Here is a 19899-nt window from a genome sequence, read left to right on the forward strand (position 1 = left end):
TCATGCGAACTCGTGGTCATCGAGCCCGCATCACCACGAGTTCGCATGACTCGACGAACCGAGGTGGCAGCAGGGCGCGGCCCGCCGGGGCTCAGTCCGCGAGCAGCGACCACACGGCGTCGGGGGCCTCCCAGTGGGCGTTGTGGCCGGCGCCCTCGACCAGGACCGCACCCGGGTCCACCCGCCGCATCGCGGCCAGCCCCACCATCGGGTCGGCCGACCCCGCCGCCAGCCGCAGCGGCGCGACCGCCCGGGACAGCACATCTTCGACCGACGGGCCGACCGCCCCGAACGCCCGCGGGTCCAGCGCGGGGGTGTACCCGCCGTCGGTCTCCCACACGCCGGCCAGCGCGACCGGGTCGTCCGGCGCGACCAGCCCGGAGAGCCCGGCCAGCCGCAGGTGCCGCTCGGCGGCCTCGGCCGCGGTGGGCAGGACCGTGGGCGGGCGGACGGCGAGGGACCGCGCCCGGGCGACCTCGTCGTCGGTCCAGTCGATCTTGACGCCGACGGCGACCACCCGCTCGACGTCGACGCCGTACCAGCCGCCGGCGAGGACCGCCCCGACCACCCCGCCGAAGGAGTGCCCGAGCACGGTCACCCGCGCGGCACCGAGGGCCACGGCCAGCTCCGCCACGTCGGCGGCGTGCACGGCGTACCCGTAGGGCGGCTCGGCGACCGACCGGCCGTGGCCGCGCAGGTCCGGCACCGCCCACGAGCCCCGCCAGTCGCGCTCGACCAGCGGCAGCAGCCGATCCCACACCGCGCCCGTGGCGCCGAGACCGTGGAGGAGGACGAGCAGGTCGTCCCCGGGACCGCCGGAGCGGTACGCGATGCCCGAGTGCGTCCGCATCAGGAGAAGGTGGTGCCGGTGAGCTTCTCGTAGGCGGTCACGTAGCGCTCGCGGGTCGCCGCCACCACGTCGGCGGGCAGCTCCGGCGGCGGGGAGACGCGGTCCCAGCCGGAGGACGTGAGCCAGTCGCGCACGTACTGCTTGTCGAACGACGGCTGCGGAGCGCCCGGTGACCAGGTGATCGCCGGCCAGAACCGCGACGAGTCCGGGGTGAGCACCTCGTCGCCGAGGGTCAGCCGCCCGCCGGGGTCCAGGCCGAACTCGAACTTGGTGTCGGCGAGGACGATCCCGGCCTGCTGCGCCAGCTCCGCGCCGCGCCGGTACAGGGCCAGCGTGAGCTCCCGCAGCTCGGCGGCGCGCTCGGCGCCCACGGCCGCCTCCACCGCGGCGAAGTCGATCGCCTCGTCGTGCTCCCCGAGCTCGGCCTTGGTGGAGGGCGTGAACACCGGCTCGGGCAGCCGCGAACCCTCGACGAGGCCCGCCGGCAGGGCGACGTCCCGGATGGACCCGGTGCGCCGGTACTCGGCGGTGCCCGACCCCGACAGGTACCCGCGGGCCACGCACTCGACCGGCAGCATCGACAGCCGGCGCACCAGCATCGCCCTCCCCGCCACGGGAGCCGGCACGTCCGTGGAGGAGATCAGGTGGTGCGCGGCGCCGAAGGACTCCAGCACCGGGGCCAGCTGCTCGAACCACCAGACCGACAGCGCCGTCAGCACCCGCCCCTTGTCGGGGATCGGCGTGGGCAGCACGTGGTCGTAGGCCGAGATCCGGTCGGAGGCGACCAGCAGCAGCCGGTCGGGGGCGGCGGGGGTGGAGGCGTCGTAGATCTCCCGCACCTTGCCGCGGGCGACCAGGGGCAGGTCGACGGTCACGTCAGGGCAGCCACGCGCTCGAACAGCGGGTCCAGGTTGGTCACGTACCGCTCCGGCCGGCAGATCTCGTCGAGCCGCTCCTCGTCCAGGGTCACCCCGGCGGCCTCCGCCCGCGCCCGCAGCGTCTCCCGGAACGGCGTCCCGGTGTTCCACGTCTCCATCGCCGCGGACTGCACCAGCGCGTAGGCGTCCTCGCGCGACAGGCCGCCCTCGACCACCTCGAGCAGCACGGACGACGTGTAGATCAGCCCGCCGGTGGACTCCAGGTTGGCGCGCATCCGGTCGGCGTCCACCACGAGGTTCGCCACCAGGCCGGTGGTCAGGTGCAGCAGGTAGTCGGTGGTGATGGCGGCGTCGGGGAGGAACACCCGCTCGGTGGAGGAGTGGGAGATGTCCCGCTCGTGCCACAGCGGGATGCCCTCCATCACCGGGACGACGGCGGCGCGCACCACGCGGGCCAGCCCGGCGATGCGCTCGGAGCGGATCGGGTTCTTCTTGTGCGGCATCGCGCTCGAGCCCTTCTGGCCCGAGCCGAAGGCCTCCGAGAGCTCCCGCACCTCGGTGCGCTGCCCGTGCCGCACCTCGAGTGCGACCGTCTCGCAGACCGTCGCGATGATCGCCAGGGCGGCGACCCACTCGCTGACCGAGTCGCGCAGCACCACCTGGGTCGACGCGTCGGCCGGCCGCAGCCCGAGGGCGTCGGCCACGGCGACCTCCACCGACGGGTCGATCAGGGAGTAGGTGCCGACGGCGCCGGAGATCGCCACCACCCCGACCCGCTCGCGGGCGGCCCGCAGCCGGTCCCGGGAGCGGGCGGCGGCGAAGGCGATGTCGGCGACCCGGTGGCCCCAGACGTCGGGCTCGGCGTGCACCCCGTGGGTGCGGCCGACCTTGATGGTGTGCCGGTGGGCGAGCGCGTGGTCGCGCAGGACCGCCACCAGCCGGTCGAGACGGGCCAGCAGCAGGTCGGTGGCCTCGGTCAGCTGAACGGCGAGCGCGGTGTCGAGCAGGTCCGACGACGTCATGCCGTGGTGCACGTAGGCCGCCGCCGACCGGGGCGTGGTGTTGTCGGCCCACGCGGTGAGGAAGGCGATCACGTCGTGCTGCGTCGTCTCCTCGATCTCGGCGACCCGCTCGGGCGTCGGCGGCGGGGCGTTGCGCACCGGCTCCACCACGTCCGCGGGCACCCGCCCGGCCGCGGCGTGCGCCTCGAGCACCAGGGTCTCGACCCGGCACCACAGCTCGTACTTGTGCTGGTCGCTCCAGACCCGTCCCATCTCCGGGAGGGTGTACCGCTCGATCATGCGGGTACCGCCCGCACCCGGTCAGCTCGTCGCACCACGGGAACAGTCTCCCGTAGGGCTAGCGTGATCATGTACCGCCCCTACTGCCCGCCGGAGGTGTCGATGCTGCGACGGGCCAGTTCCCTGGTCACCCGGGCGCGCGAACGCATCCGCGCCGCCGCGGAGGCCGATCCCCACGGCTGGCCGGAGCGGGACGACGACCGGGCGATCCTGGTCCACGACGACCTCCCCGCCGACCCGGCCCCCGAGCCGGGCGAGGACGAGGAGCCACCGCTGGGCAGCCCGGAATCGGGCGCCCCCGACCTGGACGGCCCGATCGGCCCCGGTGGGGTCAGCGGCCCCCCGCGAGGAGCGCGCACCCACCGCACCGGCCCGAACGCACGGCGTCTCACCGGCACCGGCCGGCGCGCCACCGACGACGCCGTCCCGACGGCGCTGCGCGTCGCCGCCTCCTGGTCCTGGCGGCTGATCGTCGTCCTGGCCGGCCTCTGGGCGCTGCTGTACGCGGCCGCCTACGTCGCCGTCGTCGTGGTCCCGGTCTTCGTGGCGCTGCTGCTGGCGGCCCTCCTGCAGCCGGGCGCCGCCGCGCTGGTCCGGCACGGGTGGCCGCGGTCGCTGGCGGCCCTGGCCATGCTCATCGTCGGCCTGGGAGTGGTGGCCGGGATCATCACGCTGGTCGTCAACCAGTTCATCGCCGGCTTCCCCGACCTCGCCGACCAGGTCAGCCAGGGGCTCACCCAGATCCGCGACTTCGTCGTCGACAGCTTCCCGGTGTCGGAGCGCCAGATCGACGAGGCCCTGACCGCCGCGCAGGACGCGCTGGTGTCCAACCGGGACACCCTGACCTCGGGGGCGCTGACCACCGCGGCCACGGTCGGGGAGGTCTTCGCCGGCATCGTCCTGGCGCTGTTCACGCTGTTCTTCTTCCTCAAGGACGGCCGGTCCATCTGGCTGTGGCTGGTCGGCCTCTCCCCGGCCGGCGCCCGCGCCTACATCGACGAGGCCGCCCGCCGCTCGTGGCGCACGCTCATCTCCTACGTGCGCGCCACGGTCGCGGTCGCCCTGGTCGACGCGCTCGGCATCGGCATCGGGCTGGCGGTGCTGCGCGTGGACTTCGTCATCCCGCTGGCCGCGCTGGTGTTCCTGGGCGCCTTCATCCCGATCATCGGGTCGTTCCTGGCGGGCTCCGTGGCGGTGCTCGTGGCCCTGGTGACCAAGGGGCCGATCACCGCGCTGATCGCGCTGGCCATCGTGGTGCTGGTCATGCAGCTGGAGGGGCACGTCCTGCAGCCGCTGCTGCTGGGCCGGGCGGTGCGGGTGCACCCGCTGGCCGTCGTCCTCGCCATCGCCGCCGGCCTGCTCGTCGCCGGCATCTTCGGAGCGCTGATCGCCGTGCCCCTGGTGGCCTGCGCCAACGTCGCCGGCACCTACCTGTCCCGGCGGCACGACGGGCCGCGACCACCCGAGCCGCGTCCGGAGCGGGCGCGCCGGGCGGTCACCGCCGAGTGATCAGCCGACGGTGACGCGCCCCTCGACCGCGGCCAGCGCGATGTCGGTGCGCCAGTGCGCGCCGGCCAGCCGGACGGCGGCCACCCGCTCGTAGGCCCGCTGCCGGGCCGCGGCCAGGTCCTCGCCGACGGCGGTCACCGCCAGCACCCGCCCGCCGGCGGACCGGACCGTCCCGTCCGCGTCGAGAGCGGTCCCGGCGTGCAGCACCCCCTCCGCGTCGGCCCCGGTGATCGGGTCGCCGGTGCGCGGCCGCTCCGGGTAGCCCTCCGCGGCCACGACCACGGTGACCGCGGCGCCGGGACGCCAGCGCAGCGGAGGGTGGTCGGCCAGCGCGCCGGTGGCCGCGGCGTGCAGCAGCCCGCCCAGCGGGGTCTCCAGCAGCGGCAGCACCACCTGCGTCTCCGGGTCGCCGAAGCGGGCGTTGAACTCCACCACCCGCACACCGCGCGAGGTCAGCGCCAGGCCCGCGTAGAGCAGGCCCGCGAACGGCTCCCCGCGGCGGCGCATCTCGTCGACCGTCGGCTGCAGCACGGTGGCCAGCACCTCGTCGACCAGACCGGTGGGCGCCCACGGCAGCGGGGCGTAGGCGCCCATCCCGCCGGTGTTGGGCCCGGCGTCGCCGTCGTCGCGGCGCTTGAAGTCCTGCGCGGGCACCAGCGGCAGGACCGTCGTCCCGTCGGTGACGGCGAACAGCGACACCTCGGGCCCGTCGAGGTACTCCTCGACCAGCACGGCCCCACCGGCGTCCAGCACGCGACGGCCGTGGGCGAGGGCGGCGTCCCGGTCAGTGGTGACGACGACACCCTTGCCGGCGGCCAGCCCGTCGTCCTTCACCACGTACGGAGATCCGGCCTCGTCGAGCGCGGTCTCCAGCTCGGCGGGGCCGCCCACCGGCCAGGAGCGGGCGGTGGGCACGCCGGCGGCGGCCATGACGTGCTTGGCGAAGGACTTGCTGCCCTCGATCTGCGCGGCCTGCGCCGACGGGCCGAAGCAGGCGATGCCGGCGTCGCGGACGGCGTCGGCGGCGCCCGCCACCAGCGGCACCTCCGGCCCGACGACGACGAGGTCAGCGCCCCAGCCGGTGGCGGCCGCGGCGACCGCGACCGGGTCGGCGACGTCGACCGGCAGGGCGTCGGCGACCGCCCGCGTGCCGGCGTTGCCCGGCGCGCAGGCCAGGGCGGTCACCGCCGGGTCGTTTCGCAGAGCGACGCACAGGGCGTGCTCCCGGGCTCCGGAGCCGATGACGAGCACGCGCACGGACGGCGACCCTACCCACCTGCCAGATCAGCGCTGCCGGTTGGGCTGGGCGCGCACCGCGCGGGCGAAGGCCCGGACGCGGGCGTGCTCGGCGGCCCGTGCCCGCGCGTCGGCCCGCAGCTCCTGCCGTCGGGCCTCGGCCTGCAGCTTGCGCCAGGCGGTGTACCGGGCGGGGTCGAGCCGCCCGTCGGCGATGGCGACCGCGACCGCGCAGCCGGGCTCGCCGCGGTGCCCGCAGTCGCGGAACCGGCAGCCGGCGGCGAGCTCGGTGACGTCGGCGTAGGCGGTGTCGATGCCCTCGTCGTCCACCAGGCCGAGCTCGCGCATGCCGGGGGTGTCGACCAGCAGGCCCCCGCCGGGCAGCAGGTGCAGCTCCCGGGCGGTGGTGGTGTGCCGGCCCCGCCCGTCGCTCTCCCGCACCGCGCCGGTGGCGATCAGCGGGCGTCCGAGCAGCGCGTTGGCCAGGCTGGACTTGCCGACGCCGGAGGGGCCCACCATCGCCGCCGTCCGCCCCGGGCCGACGAGCGCGCGGACCGCCTCGACGCCGGCACCGGTCACCGCGCTGACCGCCCGGACCTCGACGCCGAGGGCGTCCTCGGCCACGGCGCGCACCGCGGCGGGGACGTCGTCGGACAGGTCGGCCTTGGTGAGGACGACGACCGGCGTGGCCCCGCTGCCCCACGCCACGGCCAGGTACCGCTCGACCCGCCGCAGCCGCGGCGCCCCGGCCAGGGCGTCGACCACCAGGACCGTGTCCAGGTTCGCCGCGACGACCTGCTCGGCCGACGCCCGGCCCGCCACGACGCGGGTGAACGCCGTCCGCCGGGGCAGCACCGCCACGGCGAGCTCCCCGCGCAGGGCCACCCAGTCCCCCACGGTCGCCCCGCCGTGCTCGTGCAGCGTGGCCGCGAGGACGGCGCGCACCTCCCCGCCCGCGGTGAGGACGGTGAGCCGGCCGCGATCGACCCGGGCCACGCGGCCGGGGACGGTGTCCGGCGGCAGCTCGGCCCCCCGGTCCGGCGTCCAGCCCAGGAGTGAGAGTTCGGTCACGGCGGCATGGTCCCGCGCAGGTCAGGACGCTGTCGTCCGAATTGTCAGCGAACCACCGGGCGGCGTTCGCGTTCTGTTCAGGTGCCTACGGTGTTGTAGAGGACATGCACGCGATCGAGTCGCTGGCAACCCGTCCGGCGACCGGCCTCCGCCGTCCCGTCGTCGTGGGGCACCGTGGCGCCCCGACCTACCGTCCGGAGCACACCGCGGCGAGCTACGAGCTGGCTATCGACCTGGGTGCCGACCTCATCGAGCCCGACGTCGTGGTCAGCCGCGACGGCGCGCTGGTCGTCCGGCACGAGAACGAGCTCTCCCACTCCACCGACGTCGCCGACCGGCCGGAGTTCGCCGAGCGGCGGACCACCCGCGAGGTGGACGGCCGCGAGCGCATCGGCTGGTTCACCGAGGACTTCACCCTCGCCGAGCTGCGCACCCTGCGCGCCATCGAGCGCATGCCGGCGCTGCGGCCGCTCAACACCACCTACGACGGGCGCTTCGGGGTGCTCACCCTGGCCGAGGTCCTCGAGATCGCCCGCCGGCGCTCGACCGCCGAGCGGCAGGTCCGCGTGCTGGCCGAGCTGAAGAAGCCCAGCTGGTTCGAGGCGCAGGGCCTGCCGATGACCGACCTGGTCGCCGCCGAGCTGCGCCGCCTCGGGGCGGCCGACCCCGACGGGACGGTCGTGGTGCAGTCCTTCGACGCCGCGGCGCTGCGCCGACTGCGCGCCGACCTCGGTTCCCGGGGTCCCACGATGCTGCAGCTGGTGGACGACGACGCCTCCGACGACCGGCTGGTCACCCCGGCGGGGCTGCGCGAGGTCAGCACCTACGCCCAGGGGATCGCGCCGAGCCGGCACCGCATCCTGCTGCGGGACGCCGACCAGGCGCTGACCGGCGTCTCCGACCTCGTGGCCCAGGCCCACCGCGCCGGGCTGCTGGTCGTCCCGTGGACGCTGCGGCCGGAGAACGCCTTCCTGCCCCGCCACCTGCGCCGGGGCACCGACCCGATCGGGCCGGGCGACGCCCAGACCGAGGCGCGTCTGCTGCTGGCCCTCGGCGTCGACGGGCTGATCACCGACGCCCCCGAGGTCGCCGTCCGGGCCCGCGCCGAACTGCAGTCCGCCGCGCTGGCCCCCCTCCGCCGGCCGTAGGGCGCCCGGGGCGCGGGCCGGGACCGGTCCACCCGCCTGCGGGTGGACCGGTCGCAGGAGCCCGGAGGGCTCCCCGACCGGTCCACGGGCAGCGGCTCGGCGCAGGCCGGGGACGGCACCTGGCCGCGGTGCGGTCCGGTGGGACCGCGGTGTCCTAGTCGATGAGGTCGTGGATGACGACGTTCTCGTCGCGGCCCGGGCCGACGCCGATGACGCTGATCCGCGCGCCCGAGAGCTCCTCCAGCCGGCGCACGTAGGCCTGCGCGTTGGCCGGCAGCTCCGCGAAGGTCCGGCAGTGCCGGATGTCCTCGGACCAGCCCGGCATCTCCTCGTAGACCGGCGTGGCGTGGTGGAAGTCGGTCTGGGTCATCGGCATCTCGTCGTGCCGGACGCCGTCGACGTCGTAGGCGACGCAGACCGGCACCGTCTCCAGGCCCGACAGGACGTCGAGCTTGGTGAGGAAGTAGTCGGTGATGCCGTTGACCCGGCTGGCGTAGCGCGCGATGACGGCGTCGAACCAGCCGCAGCGGCGGTCGCGGCCGGTGGTGACGCCCACCTCGCCGCCCTGCGTGCGCAGGTAGTCGCCGTTGGCGTCGAACAGCTCCGTCGGGAACGGCCCCGAGCCGACCCGGGTCGTGTAGGCCTTGAGGATGCCGACCACCCGCTGGATGCGGGTCGGCCCGATGCCCGAGCCGGTCGCCGCGCCGCCCGCGGTCGGGTTGGACGACGTCACGAACGGATACGTGCCGTGGTCGACGTCGAGCAGCGTGCCCTGGGAGCCCTCCAGCAGCACCCACTCCCCCGCGTCGAGCGCCCGGCCCAGCAGCAGCCGGGTGTCGGCGATGCGGTCCTTGAGCTGCTCGGCGTACCCGGCGTACTCCTCGACGACCTCGTCCACGTCGATCGCCTTGCGGTTGTAGACCTTGACCAGGACCTGGTTCTTCTCGACCAGGGTGCCCTCGAGCTTCTGCCGCAGGATCGACAGGTCCAGCAGGTCGGCCACCCGGATGCCGGTGCGGGCCACCTTGTCACCGTAGGCGGGCCCGATGCCACGGCCGGTCGTGCCGATCTTGCGCTTGCCGAGGAACCGCTCGGTGACCCGGTCCAGCGCCCGGTGGTGCGGCATGATCAGGTGCGCGTCGGCGGAGATCACCAGGCGCGAGGTGTCCACACCGCGCTCGTCGAGGCCCGCGAGCTCCCCGATGAGCACCTCGGGGTCGACGACGACGCCGTTGCCGATGACCGGGGTGCACCCGGGGGTGAGGATCCCCGAGGGGATCAGGTGCAGCGCGTACCGCTCCCCGTCGGGGGTGATCACGGTGTGGCCGGCGTTGTTGCCCCCCTGGTAGCGCACCACGTAGGGCACGCGGCCCCCGAGCAGGTCGGTGGCCTTCCCCTTGCCCTCGTCGCCCCACTGGGCGCCGATCAGCACGACAGCCGGCATCGGTAGCTCAGATCCCCTCGAGTCATCGGCACCGGCGGATGACCGGCTGGCAGGTGGCAGGGTATCCGCATGTCGCTCGTCGAGTTGGACCTGCGCGGCCTGGAGCCCGGGCAGGCACCGTCGCGCGAGACGGTCACGCCGGCCGCCGAGGCCGACGCGCTGCTGGTCCGCGGCCCGGTGCCCGCGCTGGCGGCGGTGCTGGCGACGCTGCACAAGGCCGGCCGCACCGCCGCGGTCCCGGTGTCGTGGGAGCCGGCCGACGACCCGCCGTCCACCGGGCTGGCCCGGTCGCTGGGTGTGGGCACGGGGAGCGAGCGGCAGCTGAGCCTGGTGCGCGACGACCACGGCGGGGTGCTGCTGCACCACGGCCGGGTGGAGGCGGCCGGCGACGACCGGCGCGGGTTCCTCGGCCGGCGGCTGGGCGCACAGGCCCACAACGACGAGGTCAAGGTCGCCGACGGCGAGATCACCCGCATCGACGTCCGGCCCGACTGGCGAGCCGTGGACACCCTCGCGGTGGTGGTGATGACGCTGCCGCTGCGGCCGACCCGGCGCACCACCGGCCGGGCGGTGCAGATCGCCTGCGACCCCGCCCGCGTCACCCGGGACGGCGTCGTCTACCCGCGCCCGGTCAGCCGGTGGACCTGGTACGCCGACGACCGCGTCCGCTGGCGCCTGCGCCCCTGAGAGGACCCCGTGCCCCGCTCGGCCGGGTCCTGCCCGAGCGGAGCGCGCGGGATCGGCAGGGTCGGGGCCTCCCATCGTGGACACTGGGGGGACCCCGCCAGGAGGAGGCCCCGCTGCCGACGTCCCGCCCACGATCGTGACCGCGCACGGTCTGCCCTCGTTCGGCCCCTCACCGGCCACGCTGGCCCCTGCCCGCGGACGGCGGCTCATCGACCGGGTCTTCGCCCGCCCCAGCCTCGCGGCGTTCGCCGGCCTGGTCGTCGTGCTGCTGTTCTTCGGCCCGCTGGCCCCGGGCCTGCTCAGCAGCGGTGGGCTGGCCAGCGTGCTGGACTCCGCGGCGCTGCTGGGCATCGGCGGGGTCGCGGTGGCGATGCTGCTCGTCTCCGGCCACTTCGACCTGTCCATCGGCATGGTGGCCGTGGGCGGCGCGCTGCTCACCGGGCTGCTCGTCGTCCAGGCCGGCTGGGACGCCTGGCCGGCGCTGGTCGCCTCACTGGTCGCCGCGCTGCTGGTCGGTCTGGTCAACGGCTGGCTGGTGGTCGCGACCCGGCTGCCGAGCTTCCTGGTGACGCTGGCGACCTTCCTCGTGCTGCAGGGGGTCGCGCTGGCCGGTACGCGGGCGCTCACCGGCTCGGTGCGCATCGAGGGGGTCGGCGCCGCCCCGGGCTGGTCGTCGGTGACGGCGGTCTTCGGGTCGACGGCCCAGTTGGGGGACGGCCGCTTCCGGATCTCGGTCCTGTGGTGGCTGCTGCTGACCGCGTGGGCGGCGTGGGTGCTCTGGCGGACCCGATTCGGCAACGCGGTCTTCGCCGTCGGAGGTGCCCGGCGGGCGGCGCGGGAACTCGGTGTCCCCGACCGGCGGACGACGATCGTCCTCTACTGCTGCACCGCGGCGGCCGGCTGGCTCATCGGCACCTTCGGCCTGGTGCGGCTGGGCGGCGTCCAGGCCACCACGGGGCTGGGGTCGGCGGTCGACTTCGTGGTGGTCGCGGTGATCGGGGGCTGCCTGCTGACCGGCGGCTACGGCTCGGCGGTGGGCGCGGCCATCGGGGCGCTGGTCTACGCCGTCGCCGAGCAGGGGGTCGCCCTGGCCGGCTGGGACCCGCGCTGGTTCGAGGCGTTCCTCGGCGTCCTGCTGCTCGTGGCGCTGCTGGCCAACAGCGTCGTCCGGGAGCGGCTGCGGGCGGTGCCGCGGTCGTGACCGAGGACGTGCCGTCCCCCGCGGTGCTGCAGCTGCGCGCGCTCAGCGTGCACCACGGCAGCGTCGCGGCGCTGGCCCGGGTGACCGCGGCGTTCCGGTCGGGGGAGATCACCTGCGTGCTCGGCGAGAACGGGTCGGGGAAGTCCACGCTGGTCTCGGTGCTCTCCGGGCTCCTCCGGCCCGACGAGGGCGAGCTGCTCCTCGACGGCCGGCCGGTGCGCTTCCGCTCCCCCCGGGCGGCCCGTGCGGCCGGCATCGCGACCGTCTGGCAGGACCTCGCGGTCGCGCCACTGCTCTCGGTGTGGCGGAACTTCTTCCTCGGGGCCGAGCCCACCCGAGGGAGGTGGCCGCTGCGCCGGCTGGACCTCGCCGCCGCGCGCGAGGCCACGGTGCGGGCGATGACCCGGGTCGGCGTCATCGGGATCGACCCCGACCTGCCGGCGGCCGCACTGCGCGCCGGCGAGCGGCAGAGCCTGGCGATCGCGCGGGCGCTGCACTTCGGTGCCCGCGTGCTGGTGATCGACGAGCCCACCGCGCCGATGACGATCGGCCAGCACACCCTGGTCGGGCAGGCGGTGCTGTCGGCCCGCGCGCAGGGGCTGGCCATCGTGGCGGTGACCAGCAACCCGCGGTACGCGCACCTGATCGGCGATCGCTTCCTGCTGCTGGCGCACGGTCACGTCGCCGGCGACCTGACGCGTGAGGACGTCGACGCTGACGTCCTCACGCGCCTGATGGCCGGGGGCGACGAGCTGAACTCGCTCACCTCGCGGCTGCGTCAGCTGCACCCCGAGCTCGACGACCGCTAGTCGGCCCCGTCCCGAGGCTCGCGCCGAGCGGCCGGGTGGCCCCGTCCCAGGGCTCGCCGAGCGGAGGACGGGGCCTGCCCTCAGGTGAAGACGCTCACCCCGCCCGGCCCGACGAGCAGGCCGACCACGATGAGCACGATGCCCCACAGCAGCTGCCGACGGATTATCGCGACGATGCCGGCGACGACGAGGACGACGGCGAGGATCCAGAGAAGAGTCGCCATGCAACACCTCCGGGAACGGGCGTCCCGACTGGGACGCGGGAACAGAGCGTAGCGCCGGAACGGGAATCCGCACGTCGAGCGATCACGCACCGTGACTCGGATCCGACATCCCGCCGGGCCCCCAGGTCTGAGGGCGGGCACCCGGCGCCGGCACCGGACCTGACCGCCCCGGCGGCGGACGCCGGCGCCCCCGCCGCGGCCTCCCCTGCAGCGGACGCCGCCGACGCCGCGGACGAGGGCACCTCGGTGCTGACGCTGCCGCGCTCGGGGTCGGCGTCGCCGGCCTGCTCGCCGGGGCCGCGGGTGTCGCGCTGACCCTGGGCGCCCGGCGCTCGCCCCGGCCGCCGTCCGGGAGCGCGAGACCGTCGGGGTCTGGAGTGGCGCCGGCCCGGGGTGGTCAGGCCGGGTGGACCAGCCGCTGCAGCAGGTCGACGTGCCAGTCCACCTGCACCCGCCGGCCGACGTGTCCACCGGGCCGGACCAGGTCGAACCGGGTGAGGACCGCTCCGGCGTCGGCCCACAGCAGCGCCAGGTGGCCCGGAGCCGGGCGGGGCTCGTCGGGCCGGTCGTCGAGGTGCAGCTGCAGCTGGCGGCTGGGCGCCTGCCGGTAGAAGGCGCGCAGTCCGTCGGTGGCGGCCGCGGGCAGCTCGCCGTCGTCGGACCGCCAGACCCGGACGACGTCGGCCGGCGTGCGCAGGATCAGCCCGCTCATGGGCAGGCCGAGGTTGTCGGTGCTGGTGTCGGCGAACTCCAGCTGCAGCGCCAGGAGGGGGTCGGGGAGCTCCTCGTCCTCGGGCCGGGCGCCCCAGGGCTTGAGCCGCTCCATCGCCTCGCGCCGGACCAGCTGGTGGTCGAGGTGCCGGTCGGCCGAGGGGTTCCAGCCGCGCTCGGCGTGGATGGCCGCGCTCACCGCGACGCCGGCGGACAGCGCCCGGTGGACGGCCAGCAGCAACGGCCGCAGCCGGTCGATGACGGCCTTCGGCGAGTGCTCTCCGGTCACGGGGACCGTCCTACCCGACGACCCTCCGGCTCCGCGCCGCCGCCCGCCGCCGGACGGTCCGCGACGGGTGAGAGGCTGCGGGGGCTGCCCGCGACCGGGCCATCCACCCCGTGCGACCAGGGAGCCCGACCGCATGACCGCGACCACCCTCGGCTCGCTGGGGGCGGTCACCCTCGTCCTCCTGGTGCTCGCCGCCTTCGCGGCCGGCTGGGTCGACGCGGTGGTCGGCGGCGGCGGGCTGATCCAGCTGCCCGCGCTGCTGCTGGTGCCCGGCATGGAGACCGTCCAGGCACTGGCCACCAACAAGATCTCCAGCGCCATGGGCACGGCCACGAGCGCGGCCACCTACTACCGGCGGGTGCGCCCGGGGCTGGCGACGGCGCTGCCCATGGCCGCGGTGGCGGCGATCGGCTCCGCCGGGGGCGCGCTGTCGGCCGCCGCGGTGCCCGACGGCGTGCTGGAGCCGGTCGTGCTGGTCGCCCTCGTCGTGGTGGCCGTCTACACCCTGGTGCGGCCCGCCGTCGGGAACGTCACCCGGCTGCGGTTCAGCGGCCACCGGCACACGGTGGCCGCCGGAGTGGTGGGCGCGGTGATCGGCTTCTACGACGGCATCGCCGGCCCCGGCACGGGCGCGTTCCTCGTCTTCGCCCTGGTCGGGCTGCTGGGCTTCGCGTTCCTCGAGGCGAGCGCGACCGCCAAGGTCGTCAACCTGGCCACCAACGTCGGCGCGCTGGTCGTCTTCGCCATCGACGGGTCGGTGCTGTGGGCGCTGGGCCTGGTCATGGGCGTGGCCAACCTGGCCGGTGGCTACCTCGGCGCCCGGACCGCCGTCGGCGCGGGCAGCCGCTTCGTCCGGGTCGTCTTCCTGGTCGTCGTCGGTGTGCTGATCGCCCGCCTGGGCTGGCAGCTGCTGCGGGGCTGAGATCCCTCGCCCTCGGGGGCGGCGACGGTGGTCGCCGCCCCCGGGGCCTCGGGGTCAGGGAGCCAGGGTGGGGTCGCTGTCGCGCAGCAGCTCGGTGAGCCGCTCCTGCTCCGCGGTCTCGCCGATGGCCTCCGCGGCCCGCGCCAGCGCCGTCACGCAGCGCAGGTACCCCCGGTTGGGCTCGTGCGACCACGGCACCGGGCCGTGGCCCTTCCAGCCGTTGCGGCGCAGCGCGTCGAGCCCGCGGTGGTAACCGGTGCGGGCGTAGGCGTAGGCCTCGATGGTGTCGCGGAGCTGCCGCTCCGGGCGGTCGAGCGCCTCCTCCGCCAGCGCCGCCCACGCCGCGCTCACCGTGGGGTGGCGCGACGCCACCTCGGCGGCCGGGGTGCCCTCGGCCAGCTCGGCGTCGGCCTCGGGGTTGGCCGGCAGCAGCGTGGCCGGGGGCTCGCCGAGCAGGTTGACGTGTGAGTGCGTCATGCGCTCTGCGACTGGCCGGCCGACAGCAGGTCCTCGCACGCCTCGACGACGCGCGCGGCCATGTTGGTCTCGGCGAGCTTCATGTAGGTGCGCGGGTCGTAGGTCTTCTTGTTGCCGACCTCGCCGTCGACCTTCAGGACGCCGTCGTAGTTGGTGAACATGTGGCCGGCGACGGGGCGGGTGAAGGCGTACTGGGTGTCGGTGTCGACGTTCATCTTCACCACGCCGTAGGACAGCGCCTCGCGGATCTCCGACTGCAGCGAGCCCGAGCCGCCGTGGAAGACGAAGTTGAACGGCTTGGCGCCCTCGCCCAGGCCGAACTCCTGGCTGACGACCTCCTGGCCCTGCTTGAGGACCTCCGGGCGCAGCTTGACGTTGCCGGGCTTGTAGACCCCGTGCACGTTGCCGAAGGTGGCCGCGAGCAGGTAGACCCCGCGCTCACCGAGGCCGAGCGCCTTGGCGGTGGCGACGAAGTCCCCGGGGGCGGTGTAGAGCTTCTCGTTGATGTCGTGCGCGACGCCGTCCTCCTCGCCGCCGACGACGCCGATCTCCAGCTCGAGCACGATCTTGGCCGCGGCGGCCTTGTCGATCAGCTCCTCGGCGATGTCCAGGTTCTCCTGCAGGTCGATCGCCGAGCCGTCCCACATGTGCGACTGGAACAGCGGCGCCTGCCCGGCGTCCACCCGGTCCTGGGAGAGGGCGATCAGCGGGCGTACGTAGGAGTCGAGCTTCTCCTTGGGGCAGTGGTCGGTGTGCAGCGCGACGTTGACCGGGTACTTCTCGGCGACGACGTGCGCGAACTCGGCCAGGGCGACCGCGCCGGTCACCATCTCCTTCACCCGGGTGCCCGAGGCGAACTCCGCGCCGCCGGTGGAGAACTGGATGATGCCGTCGCTGCCGGCGTCGGCGAAGCCGCGCAGGGCCGCGTTGACCGTCTCCGAGGAGGTGCAGTTGATCGCCGGGTAGGCGAAACCGCCCTCCTTGGCCCGGTTGATCATGTCGGCGTAGACCTCTGGGGTCGCGATGGGCATGCGAGGCACTCCTCTGCGTCGGGGACGGCGCTTGCTCGGCGGCCAGTATCCCGCCGCCGCTCCGCGCGGCGACACCCGCTACTCGGGCGGCTCCACGCGCAGGCCCAGCGCGGTCACCAGCGTGACCGCACCGACGACGTCGACCCGCGCGCCGGTCAGCTCGACCCGCCGGGGCTCGAGCGCGGACAGGTCGCTGCCGCGCAGGTCCGCGCCGGAGAGGTCGGCGCCGTCGAGGTCGGCGGCGGAGAGGTCCAGCTGCGTCAGCGTCGCGCCGGCGGCGCAGACGCCGGTCAGGTCGGCCTCCCGCATCCGGACGCCGTCCAGGCCGGCGCGGCGGAGGTCGGCCTCCGGCAGGGCGACGAACGACCAGTCGCCGCCGGTCGCGGTGAGCAGGTCGAAGGTGCACCGCTCGAACCGCGAGCCGACCAGCTTGCAGTCGGTCAGGGTGGCGTCGAAGAACGAGCAGCCGGTGAAGGTGCAGTTCAGGAACGCCATGCCGGTGTAGCGGGCCAGGTTGAACCGGCAGTCGCGGAACACGCAGTCGGTGAAGGCCGCTCCCTCACCGGTGGTCTCGGACAGGTCGACGCCGCTGAGGAGGAGGCCGGTGTGCTCCTGCCCGGAGAGGTCCTCGCCGTACCAGTCGGCACCCCGCACCTCCCCACCGGTCGTCATCCCCGCTCCGCCCGGCTGGCCACCCGGGCGGCCACCAGGACCGGGTCGTGGACCGGGGAGAACGGCGGGGCGTAGGAGAGGTCCGAGCCGGCGAACTCCTCGGCGGTCAGGCCGGCCCAGATCGCCGTGGCCAGGACGTCGATCCGCTTGCCGCTGCCCGCCCCGCCCACGACCTGCGCGCCGAGGAGCCGCCCCGAGTCGCGGTCGCTGACCAGCTTCACGGCGATCGGCTCGGCGCCGGGGAAGTAGCCGGCGCGGGTGGTGCTCTCGATCGTCTCGGTCCGGACGTCGTAGCCGGCCCGCTCGGCCTGGGTGGTGCACAGGCCGGTGCGGCCGATCTCCAGGCCCCCGATCGCGGTGAGCGCGGTGCCCAGGACGCCCTCGAACCGGGCCGGCCGCCCGCCGATCACCGAGCCCGCGACCCGGCCCTGCTTGTTGGCGTGCGTGCCGAGCGCGACGTGCACCGGGTCGCCGGTGAGCCGCGAGAACGTCTGCACGCAGTCCCCGGCGGCGAACACCTGCGGATGCGAGCGGCTGCGCTGCGTGCGGTCGACGTCGATCGCACCCGTCGGGCCCAGCCGCAGGCCGGCGTCCCGGGCCAGCGCCACCTCCGGGCCCATGCCCAGGCCCAGGACGACGAGGTCGCAGGGGTAGCTGCCGGCGTCGGTGCGCACCGCCCGGGCGACCCCGCCGGCATCCGTCTCGATCTCCCGCACCGGCTGCTCGGTCTGCACGTCGATGCCCATGTCGCCCATCGCCTTGCAGACCCGCTCGCCCATGTCGGCGTCCAGCAGGCCCATCGGCAGCGGGTCGGCGAGCACGACGGTCACCGACAGCCCGCGGCCGTGCAGCACGTCGGCCATCTCCAGGCCGATGTAGCCACCGCCGAGCACGACCGCCCGGCGGGCCCCGGCCGCGAGCGCGGCCCGGATGTCGGCGCCGTCGGCCAGCCGGTGGACGCCGTGCACGCCGGCGGCGTCCAGGCCCGGGACCGGTGGCCGCAGCGGCCGGCCGCCGGTGGCCACGACCAGGGAGTCGTAGCCGAGGACCTCGCCGGTGCTGGTCCGCACGGTGCCGGCGTCGAGGTCGACCGCCTCGGCCCGCGTGCCGGTGCGGACGTCGATGTCCTGCGCGGCGAACTCGTGCGGCGTGCGGGCGATCAGCCGGTCCCGGTCGGGCACCACGTCGCCGACCCAGTAGGGGATGCCGCACGCGGAGAAGGAGACGTCGGGTCCCTGCTCCAGGACGGTGACGGCGAGGTCGGCGGCACCGCGCAGCCGTCGGGCCTGCGCGGCCGCGGACATCCCCGCGGCGTCCCCTCCGACGACGAGCAGCCGTTCTGCGCTCATGGCCTCAGGCTGGCAGGCGGCGCAGCACCTTGCCCGGGTTGAGCAACCCGTCCGGGTCGAGCGCCTCCTTGATCGACCGGTGCACCTCCAGCGACACCGGACCGACCTCCCGCTCCAGCCAGTCGACCTTCAGCGAGCCGACGCCGTGCTCGCCGGTGATCGTGCCGCCGAGCGAGAGGCCGAGCTCGAGGATGTCGTCGAACGCGGCGAACGCCCGGTCGCGCTCGTCGGCGTCGGCCGGGTCGAAGCAGATGGTGGGGTGCATGTTGCCGTCACCGGCGTGCCCGACGACGCCGACGGTGAGCCCCCGCTCGCCCGCGATGGTGTCGCAGCCGTCGATGAAGGCGGCGATCCGCGACCGAGGCACGGCGACGTCGTCGATGAGCGTGGTGCCCAGCCGCTCCAGCGCAGGCAGGGCCATGCGGCGGGCGGCCAGCAGCAGGTCGCCCTCGGCGGGGTCGTCTGTGGTGTGCACGAAGTCGGCCCCGGCGTCCCGGCACAGCTGGGCGAGGGTCTCGATCTCCCGGGCGGCGGCCTCCCCGCCCGTGTCGGACTGCGCCACCAGCAGCGCGTGCGCGCTGCGGTCGAGGTCGGCGCGCAGCAGGTCGTCGACGGCGCAGATGCAGGTGTTGTCCATGACCTCCAGCAGGCTGGGCACCAGGCCGCTGGTGACCACCCGCTCGACGACCTGGCCGGTCTGCGCCGTGGTGGCGAAGGTGGCGGCCAGGGTGACCGGTCGCTGCGGGGCCGGGCGCAGCGCCAGGGTGGCCTCGGTGATGACGCCGAGGGTGCCCTCCGAGCCGACGAACAGCCGGGCCAGGTCGTAGCCCGCGACGCCCTTCACGGTGCGCCGGCCCGTGCGCAGCACCCGCCCGTCGGCGAGCACGACCTCGAGGCCGAGCACGTAGTCGGTGGTGACGCCGTACTTGACGCAGCACAGCCCACCGGAGTTGGTGGAGAGGTTGCCGCCGATGGTGCACCAGTCGTAGCTGGAGGGGTCCGGCGGGTAGAACAGCCCGGAGCCGGCCACGGCGTCGCGCAGCTGCTTGTTGACCACGCCGGGCTGGACGACGGCCAGCCGGTCGGCCGGGGACACCTCCAGGACGGCGTCCATGCGGGTCATCACCAGCGTGATCGCGCCGTCGACGGCGTTGCTGGCCCCGGCCAGGCCCGATCCCGCGCCGCGGGGGACGACGGGCACCCCGTGCCGGCTCGCCACCCGCATGACCGCGGCCACCTCGGCGGTCGTGCGGGGGAAGACCACCGCGGCAGGGGTGCCGGCCTCGGCGAGCATGGCCTGGTCGCGCGCGTAGGAGGCGGTGACGTCGGGGTCGGTCAGGACGCTGTCGTTGCCCAGGGCGTCGGCCAGCTCGGCCACCCACGCCGTCATCACCGTGGTCATCGTCACACCGTACGTGACCGGTCCCCCTGCGATGGCCAGGTTCCCTGGCCATCGGGCGTCCTCCCCCACGGTCGGCGGTGCGGGAGGACGCGCTGCGACCAGGCCACCTGGTCACCCCGCGATGATCAGTCCAGGCCCAGGTCGGCGAGGGTGTAGGCGGCGCGGTACTCCAGGCCGGCCGCCTCGACCGCGGCCCGCCCGCCGCGGTCCACGATCACCGCGACCGCCACCGGCTCGGCCCCGGCCTCCCGGAGCGCCTCCACCGCGGCCAGCGGGCTGGAGCCGGTGGTGGAGACGTCCTCCACCACGAGGACGGCGCGCCCGTCGACGTCCGGGCCCTCGATCCGGCGCTGGAGCCCGTGCGCCTTGCCGGCCTTGCGGACGACGAACGCGTCGAGGAAGCCCTCACCGGCGGCCGCGGCGTGCAGCATCGCCGTCGCGACCGGGTCGGCGCCGAGGGTGAGCCCGCCGACGGCGTCGTAGCGCAGGTCGCCGGTCAGCTGGCGCATCACCCGCCCGACCAGGGGCGCGCCCTCGTGGTGGAGGGTGAGCCGGCGCATGTCGATGTACCAGTCGGCCTCGCGCCCGGAGGACAGGGTGACCCTCCCGTGCACCACGGCGAGCTCGACGATGAGCTCGAGCAGCCGGTCGCGGTCGGGGGTGCTCACGGGAGCCGTCATGCACCCGA

Annotated in this window: 20 protein-coding genes; 6 read left to right on the plus strand and 14 right to left on the minus strand. The window is 75.2% G+C overall.

What is annotated here, in order from left to right:
* Positions 1 to 91: 91 nt before the first annotated feature.
* From ACI79C_RS19190 to purB, 3 genes are read right to left on the minus strand one after another with little or no spacing between them, the layout of a single operon-like run.
* Positions 92 to 850, minus strand: coding sequence for an alpha/beta fold hydrolase (locus ACI79C_RS19190; protein ID WP_456947282.1), 759 nt, complete (start codon positions 848 to 850; stop codon positions 92 to 94).
* On the minus strand, positions 850 to 1725 hold the full coding sequence (locus tag ACI79C_RS19195; RefSeq protein ID WP_456947283.1) for a phosphoribosylaminoimidazolesuccinocarboxamide synthase: 876 nt from the start codon (positions 1723 to 1725) through the stop codon (positions 850 to 852). Before ACI79C_RS19195 ends, ACI79C_RS19190 begins: the two co-directional genes overlap by 1 nt.
* Positions 1722 to 3029: an adenylosuccinate lyase gene (gene purB, locus ACI79C_RS19200; protein ID WP_456947284.1), complete on the minus strand. Its 1308-nt coding sequence runs from the start codon at positions 3027 to 3029 to the stop codon at positions 1722 to 1724. Before purB ends, ACI79C_RS19195 begins: the two co-directional genes overlap by 4 nt.
* A gap of 69 nt (positions 3030 to 3098) precedes the next feature.
* Between purB and ACI79C_RS19205 the strand changes: the two genes are divergently transcribed.
* Positions 3099 to 4538 carry an AI-2E family transporter gene (locus tag ACI79C_RS19205; protein ID WP_456947350.1) on the plus strand — a complete coding sequence of 480 codons (1440 nt, stop codon included), beginning with the start codon at positions 3099 to 3101 and terminating at the stop codon, positions 4536 to 4538.
* Here ACI79C_RS19205 and purD read toward each other — a convergent pair whose 3' ends face one another.
* Positions 4539 to 5795, minus strand: coding sequence for a phosphoribosylamine--glycine ligase (gene purD, locus ACI79C_RS19210; RefSeq protein WP_456947285.1), 1257 nt, complete (start codon positions 5793 to 5795; stop codon positions 4539 to 4541).
* Between the two features lie 27 nt (positions 5796 to 5822).
* The gene (gene rsgA, locus ACI79C_RS19215; protein WP_456947286.1) at positions 5823 to 6845 is read right to left on the minus strand and encodes a ribosome small subunit-dependent GTPase A; all 1023 of its coding nucleotides are present in this window, start codon (positions 6843 to 6845) and stop codon (positions 5823 to 5825) included.
* Positions 6846 to 6949: 104 nt separating this feature from the next.
* Between rsgA and ACI79C_RS19220 the strand changes: the two genes are divergently transcribed.
* Complete coding sequence (locus tag ACI79C_RS19220) at positions 6950 to 7993, plus strand: glycerophosphodiester phosphodiesterase family protein (protein WP_456947287.1); 1044 nt, start codon at positions 6950 to 6952, stop codon at positions 7991 to 7993.
* A 154-nt stretch (positions 7994 to 8147) separates the two neighbouring features.
* On the opposite strand, the gene ACI79C_RS19225 is transcribed toward ACI79C_RS19220, so the two are convergent.
* On the minus strand, positions 8148 to 9437 hold the full coding sequence (locus ACI79C_RS19225; protein ID WP_456947288.1) for an adenylosuccinate synthase: 1290 nt from the start codon (positions 9435 to 9437) through the stop codon (positions 8148 to 8150).
* 69 nt (positions 9438 to 9506) lie between these two features.
* Between ACI79C_RS19225 and ACI79C_RS19230 the strand changes: the two genes are divergently transcribed.
* The 3 genes from ACI79C_RS19230 (at position 9507) to ACI79C_RS19240 (ending at position 12134) form a co-directional block, all read left to right on the plus strand.
* Positions 9507 to 10124, plus strand: coding sequence for a hypothetical protein (locus ACI79C_RS19230; protein WP_456947289.1), 618 nt, complete (start codon positions 9507 to 9509; stop codon positions 10122 to 10124).
* Between the two features lie 136 nt (positions 10125 to 10260).
* A complete protein-coding gene (locus ACI79C_RS19235) occupies positions 10261 to 11325 on the plus strand; it encodes an ABC transporter permease (protein ID WP_456947290.1) in 1065 nt (354 codons plus the stop codon).
* Positions 11322 to 12134, plus strand: a complete 813-nt coding sequence (locus tag ACI79C_RS19240) for an ATP-binding cassette domain-containing protein (RefSeq protein ID WP_456947291.1) — start codon at positions 11322 to 11324, stop codon at positions 12132 to 12134. The genes ACI79C_RS19235 and ACI79C_RS19240 overlap by 4 nt, the downstream gene beginning before the upstream one ends.
* Positions 12135 to 12214: 80 nt before the next feature.
* Here the strand turns inward: ACI79C_RS19240 and ACI79C_RS19245 are convergent, their stop codons facing one another.
* Together ACI79C_RS19245 and ACI79C_RS19250 are read right to left on the minus strand one after the other, a co-directional pair.
* Positions 12215 to 12358 carry a GPGG-motif small membrane protein gene (locus tag ACI79C_RS19245; protein WP_456947292.1) on the minus strand — a complete coding sequence of 48 codons (144 nt, stop codon included), beginning with the start codon at positions 12356 to 12358 and terminating at the stop codon, positions 12215 to 12217.
* A gap of 397 nt (positions 12359 to 12755) precedes the next feature.
* Positions 12756 to 13358: a hypothetical protein gene (locus tag ACI79C_RS19250; RefSeq protein WP_456947293.1), complete on the minus strand. Its 603-nt coding sequence runs from the start codon at positions 13356 to 13358 to the stop codon at positions 12756 to 12758.
* Between the two features lie 133 nt (positions 13359 to 13491).
* Between ACI79C_RS19250 and ACI79C_RS19255 the strand changes: the two genes are divergently transcribed.
* A complete protein-coding gene (locus ACI79C_RS19255; protein WP_456947294.1) occupies positions 13492 to 14280 on the plus strand; it encodes a TSUP family transporter in 789 nt (262 codons plus the stop codon).
* Between the two features lie 54 nt (positions 14281 to 14334).
* Here ACI79C_RS19255 and ACI79C_RS19260 read toward each other — a convergent pair whose 3' ends face one another.
* From ACI79C_RS19260 to pyrE, 6 genes are all read right to left on the minus strand, one after another.
* The gene (locus ACI79C_RS19260; protein ID WP_456947295.1) at positions 14335 to 14757 is read right to left on the minus strand and encodes a DUF3151 domain-containing protein; all 423 of its coding nucleotides are present in this window, start codon (positions 14755 to 14757) and stop codon (positions 14335 to 14337) included.
* Positions 14754 to 15788, minus strand: a complete 1035-nt coding sequence (gene fbaA / locus ACI79C_RS19265) for a class II fructose-bisphosphate aldolase (RefSeq protein WP_456947296.1) — start codon at positions 15786 to 15788, stop codon at positions 14754 to 14756. Before fbaA ends, ACI79C_RS19260 begins: the two co-directional genes overlap by 4 nt.
* A 78-nt stretch (positions 15789 to 15866) precedes the next feature.
* Positions 15867 to 16460: a pentapeptide repeat-containing protein gene (locus ACI79C_RS19270; protein ID WP_456947297.1), complete on the minus strand. Its 594-nt coding sequence runs from the start codon at positions 16458 to 16460 to the stop codon at positions 15867 to 15869.
* Entirely contained in the window at positions 16457 to 17809 is a 1353-nt protein-coding gene (locus ACI79C_RS19275) for an FAD-dependent oxidoreductase (RefSeq protein WP_456947298.1), read from the minus strand. The genes ACI79C_RS19270 and ACI79C_RS19275 overlap by 4 nt, the downstream gene beginning before the upstream one ends.
* 4 nt (positions 17810 to 17813) lie before the next feature.
* Positions 17814 to 19211 (minus strand): FAD-binding oxidoreductase, encoded by a 1398-nt coding sequence (locus tag ACI79C_RS19280; protein ID WP_456947299.1) that lies wholly within the window; start codon positions 19209 to 19211, stop codon positions 17814 to 17816.
* Positions 19212 to 19336: 125 nt separating this feature from the next.
* Complete coding sequence (gene pyrE / locus ACI79C_RS19285) at positions 19337 to 19891, minus strand: orotate phosphoribosyltransferase (RefSeq protein ID WP_456947300.1); 555 nt, start codon at positions 19889 to 19891, stop codon at positions 19337 to 19339.
* Positions 19892 to 19899 lie beyond the last annotated feature (8 nt).

The sequence above is a fragment of the Geodermatophilus sp. SYSU D00697 genome, assembly GCF_054050175.1.

What these genes read in the sequence shown, in the direction of transcription:
- ACI79C_RS19190 (WP_456947282.1), bottom strand. Translation starts at nt 850, where the DNA reads ATGCGGACGCACTCGGGCATCGCGTACCGCTCCGGCGGTCCCGGGGAC.
- purB (WP_456947284.1), bottom strand. Translation starts at nt 3,029, where the DNA reads ATGATCGAGCGGTACACCCTCCCGGAGATGGGACGGGTCTGGAGCGAC.
- ACI79C_RS19205 (WP_456947350.1), top strand. Translation starts at nt 3,099, where the DNA reads ATGTACCGCCCCTACTGCCCGCCGGAGGTGTCGATGCTGCGACGGGCC.
- ACI79C_RS19220 (WP_456947287.1), top strand. Translation starts at nt 6,950, where the DNA reads ATGCACGCGATCGAGTCGCTGGCAACCCGTCCGGCGACCGGCCTCCGC.
- ACI79C_RS19225 (WP_456947288.1), bottom strand. Translation starts at nt 9,437, where the DNA reads ATGCCGGCTGTCGTGCTGATCGGCGCCCAGTGGGGCGACGAGGGCAAG.
- ACI79C_RS19230 (WP_456947289.1), top strand. Translation starts at nt 9,507, where the DNA reads ATGTCGCTCGTCGAGTTGGACCTGCGCGGCCTGGAGCCCGGGCAGGCA.
- ACI79C_RS19245 (WP_456947292.1), bottom strand. Translation starts at nt 12,358, where the DNA reads ATGGCGACTCTTCTCTGGATCCTCGCCGTCGTCCTCGTCGTCGCCGGC.
- ACI79C_RS19255 (WP_456947294.1), top strand. Translation starts at nt 13,492, where the DNA reads ATGACCGCGACCACCCTCGGCTCGCTGGGGGCGGTCACCCTCGTCCTC.
- ACI79C_RS19260 (WP_456947295.1), bottom strand. Translation starts at nt 14,757, where the DNA reads ATGACGCACTCACACGTCAACCTGCTCGGCGAGCCCCCGGCCACGCTG.
- fbaA (WP_456947296.1), bottom strand. Translation starts at nt 15,788, where the DNA reads ATGCCCATCGCGACCCCAGAGGTCTACGCCGACATGATCAACCGGGCC.
- ACI79C_RS19270 (WP_456947297.1), bottom strand. Translation starts at nt 16,460, where the DNA reads ATGACGACCGGTGGGGAGGTGCGGGGTGCCGACTGGTACGGCGAGGAC.
- ACI79C_RS19275 (WP_456947298.1), bottom strand. Translation starts at nt 17,809, where the DNA reads ATGAGCGCAGAACGGCTGCTCGTCGTCGGAGGGGACGCCGCGGGGATG.
- ACI79C_RS19280 (WP_456947299.1), bottom strand. Translation starts at nt 19,211, where the DNA reads ATGACCACGGTGATGACGGCGTGGGTGGCCGAGCTGGCCGACGCCCTG.
- pyrE (WP_456947300.1), bottom strand. Translation starts at nt 19,891, where the DNA reads ATGACGGCTCCCGTGAGCACCCCCGACCGCGACCGGCTGCTCGAGCTC.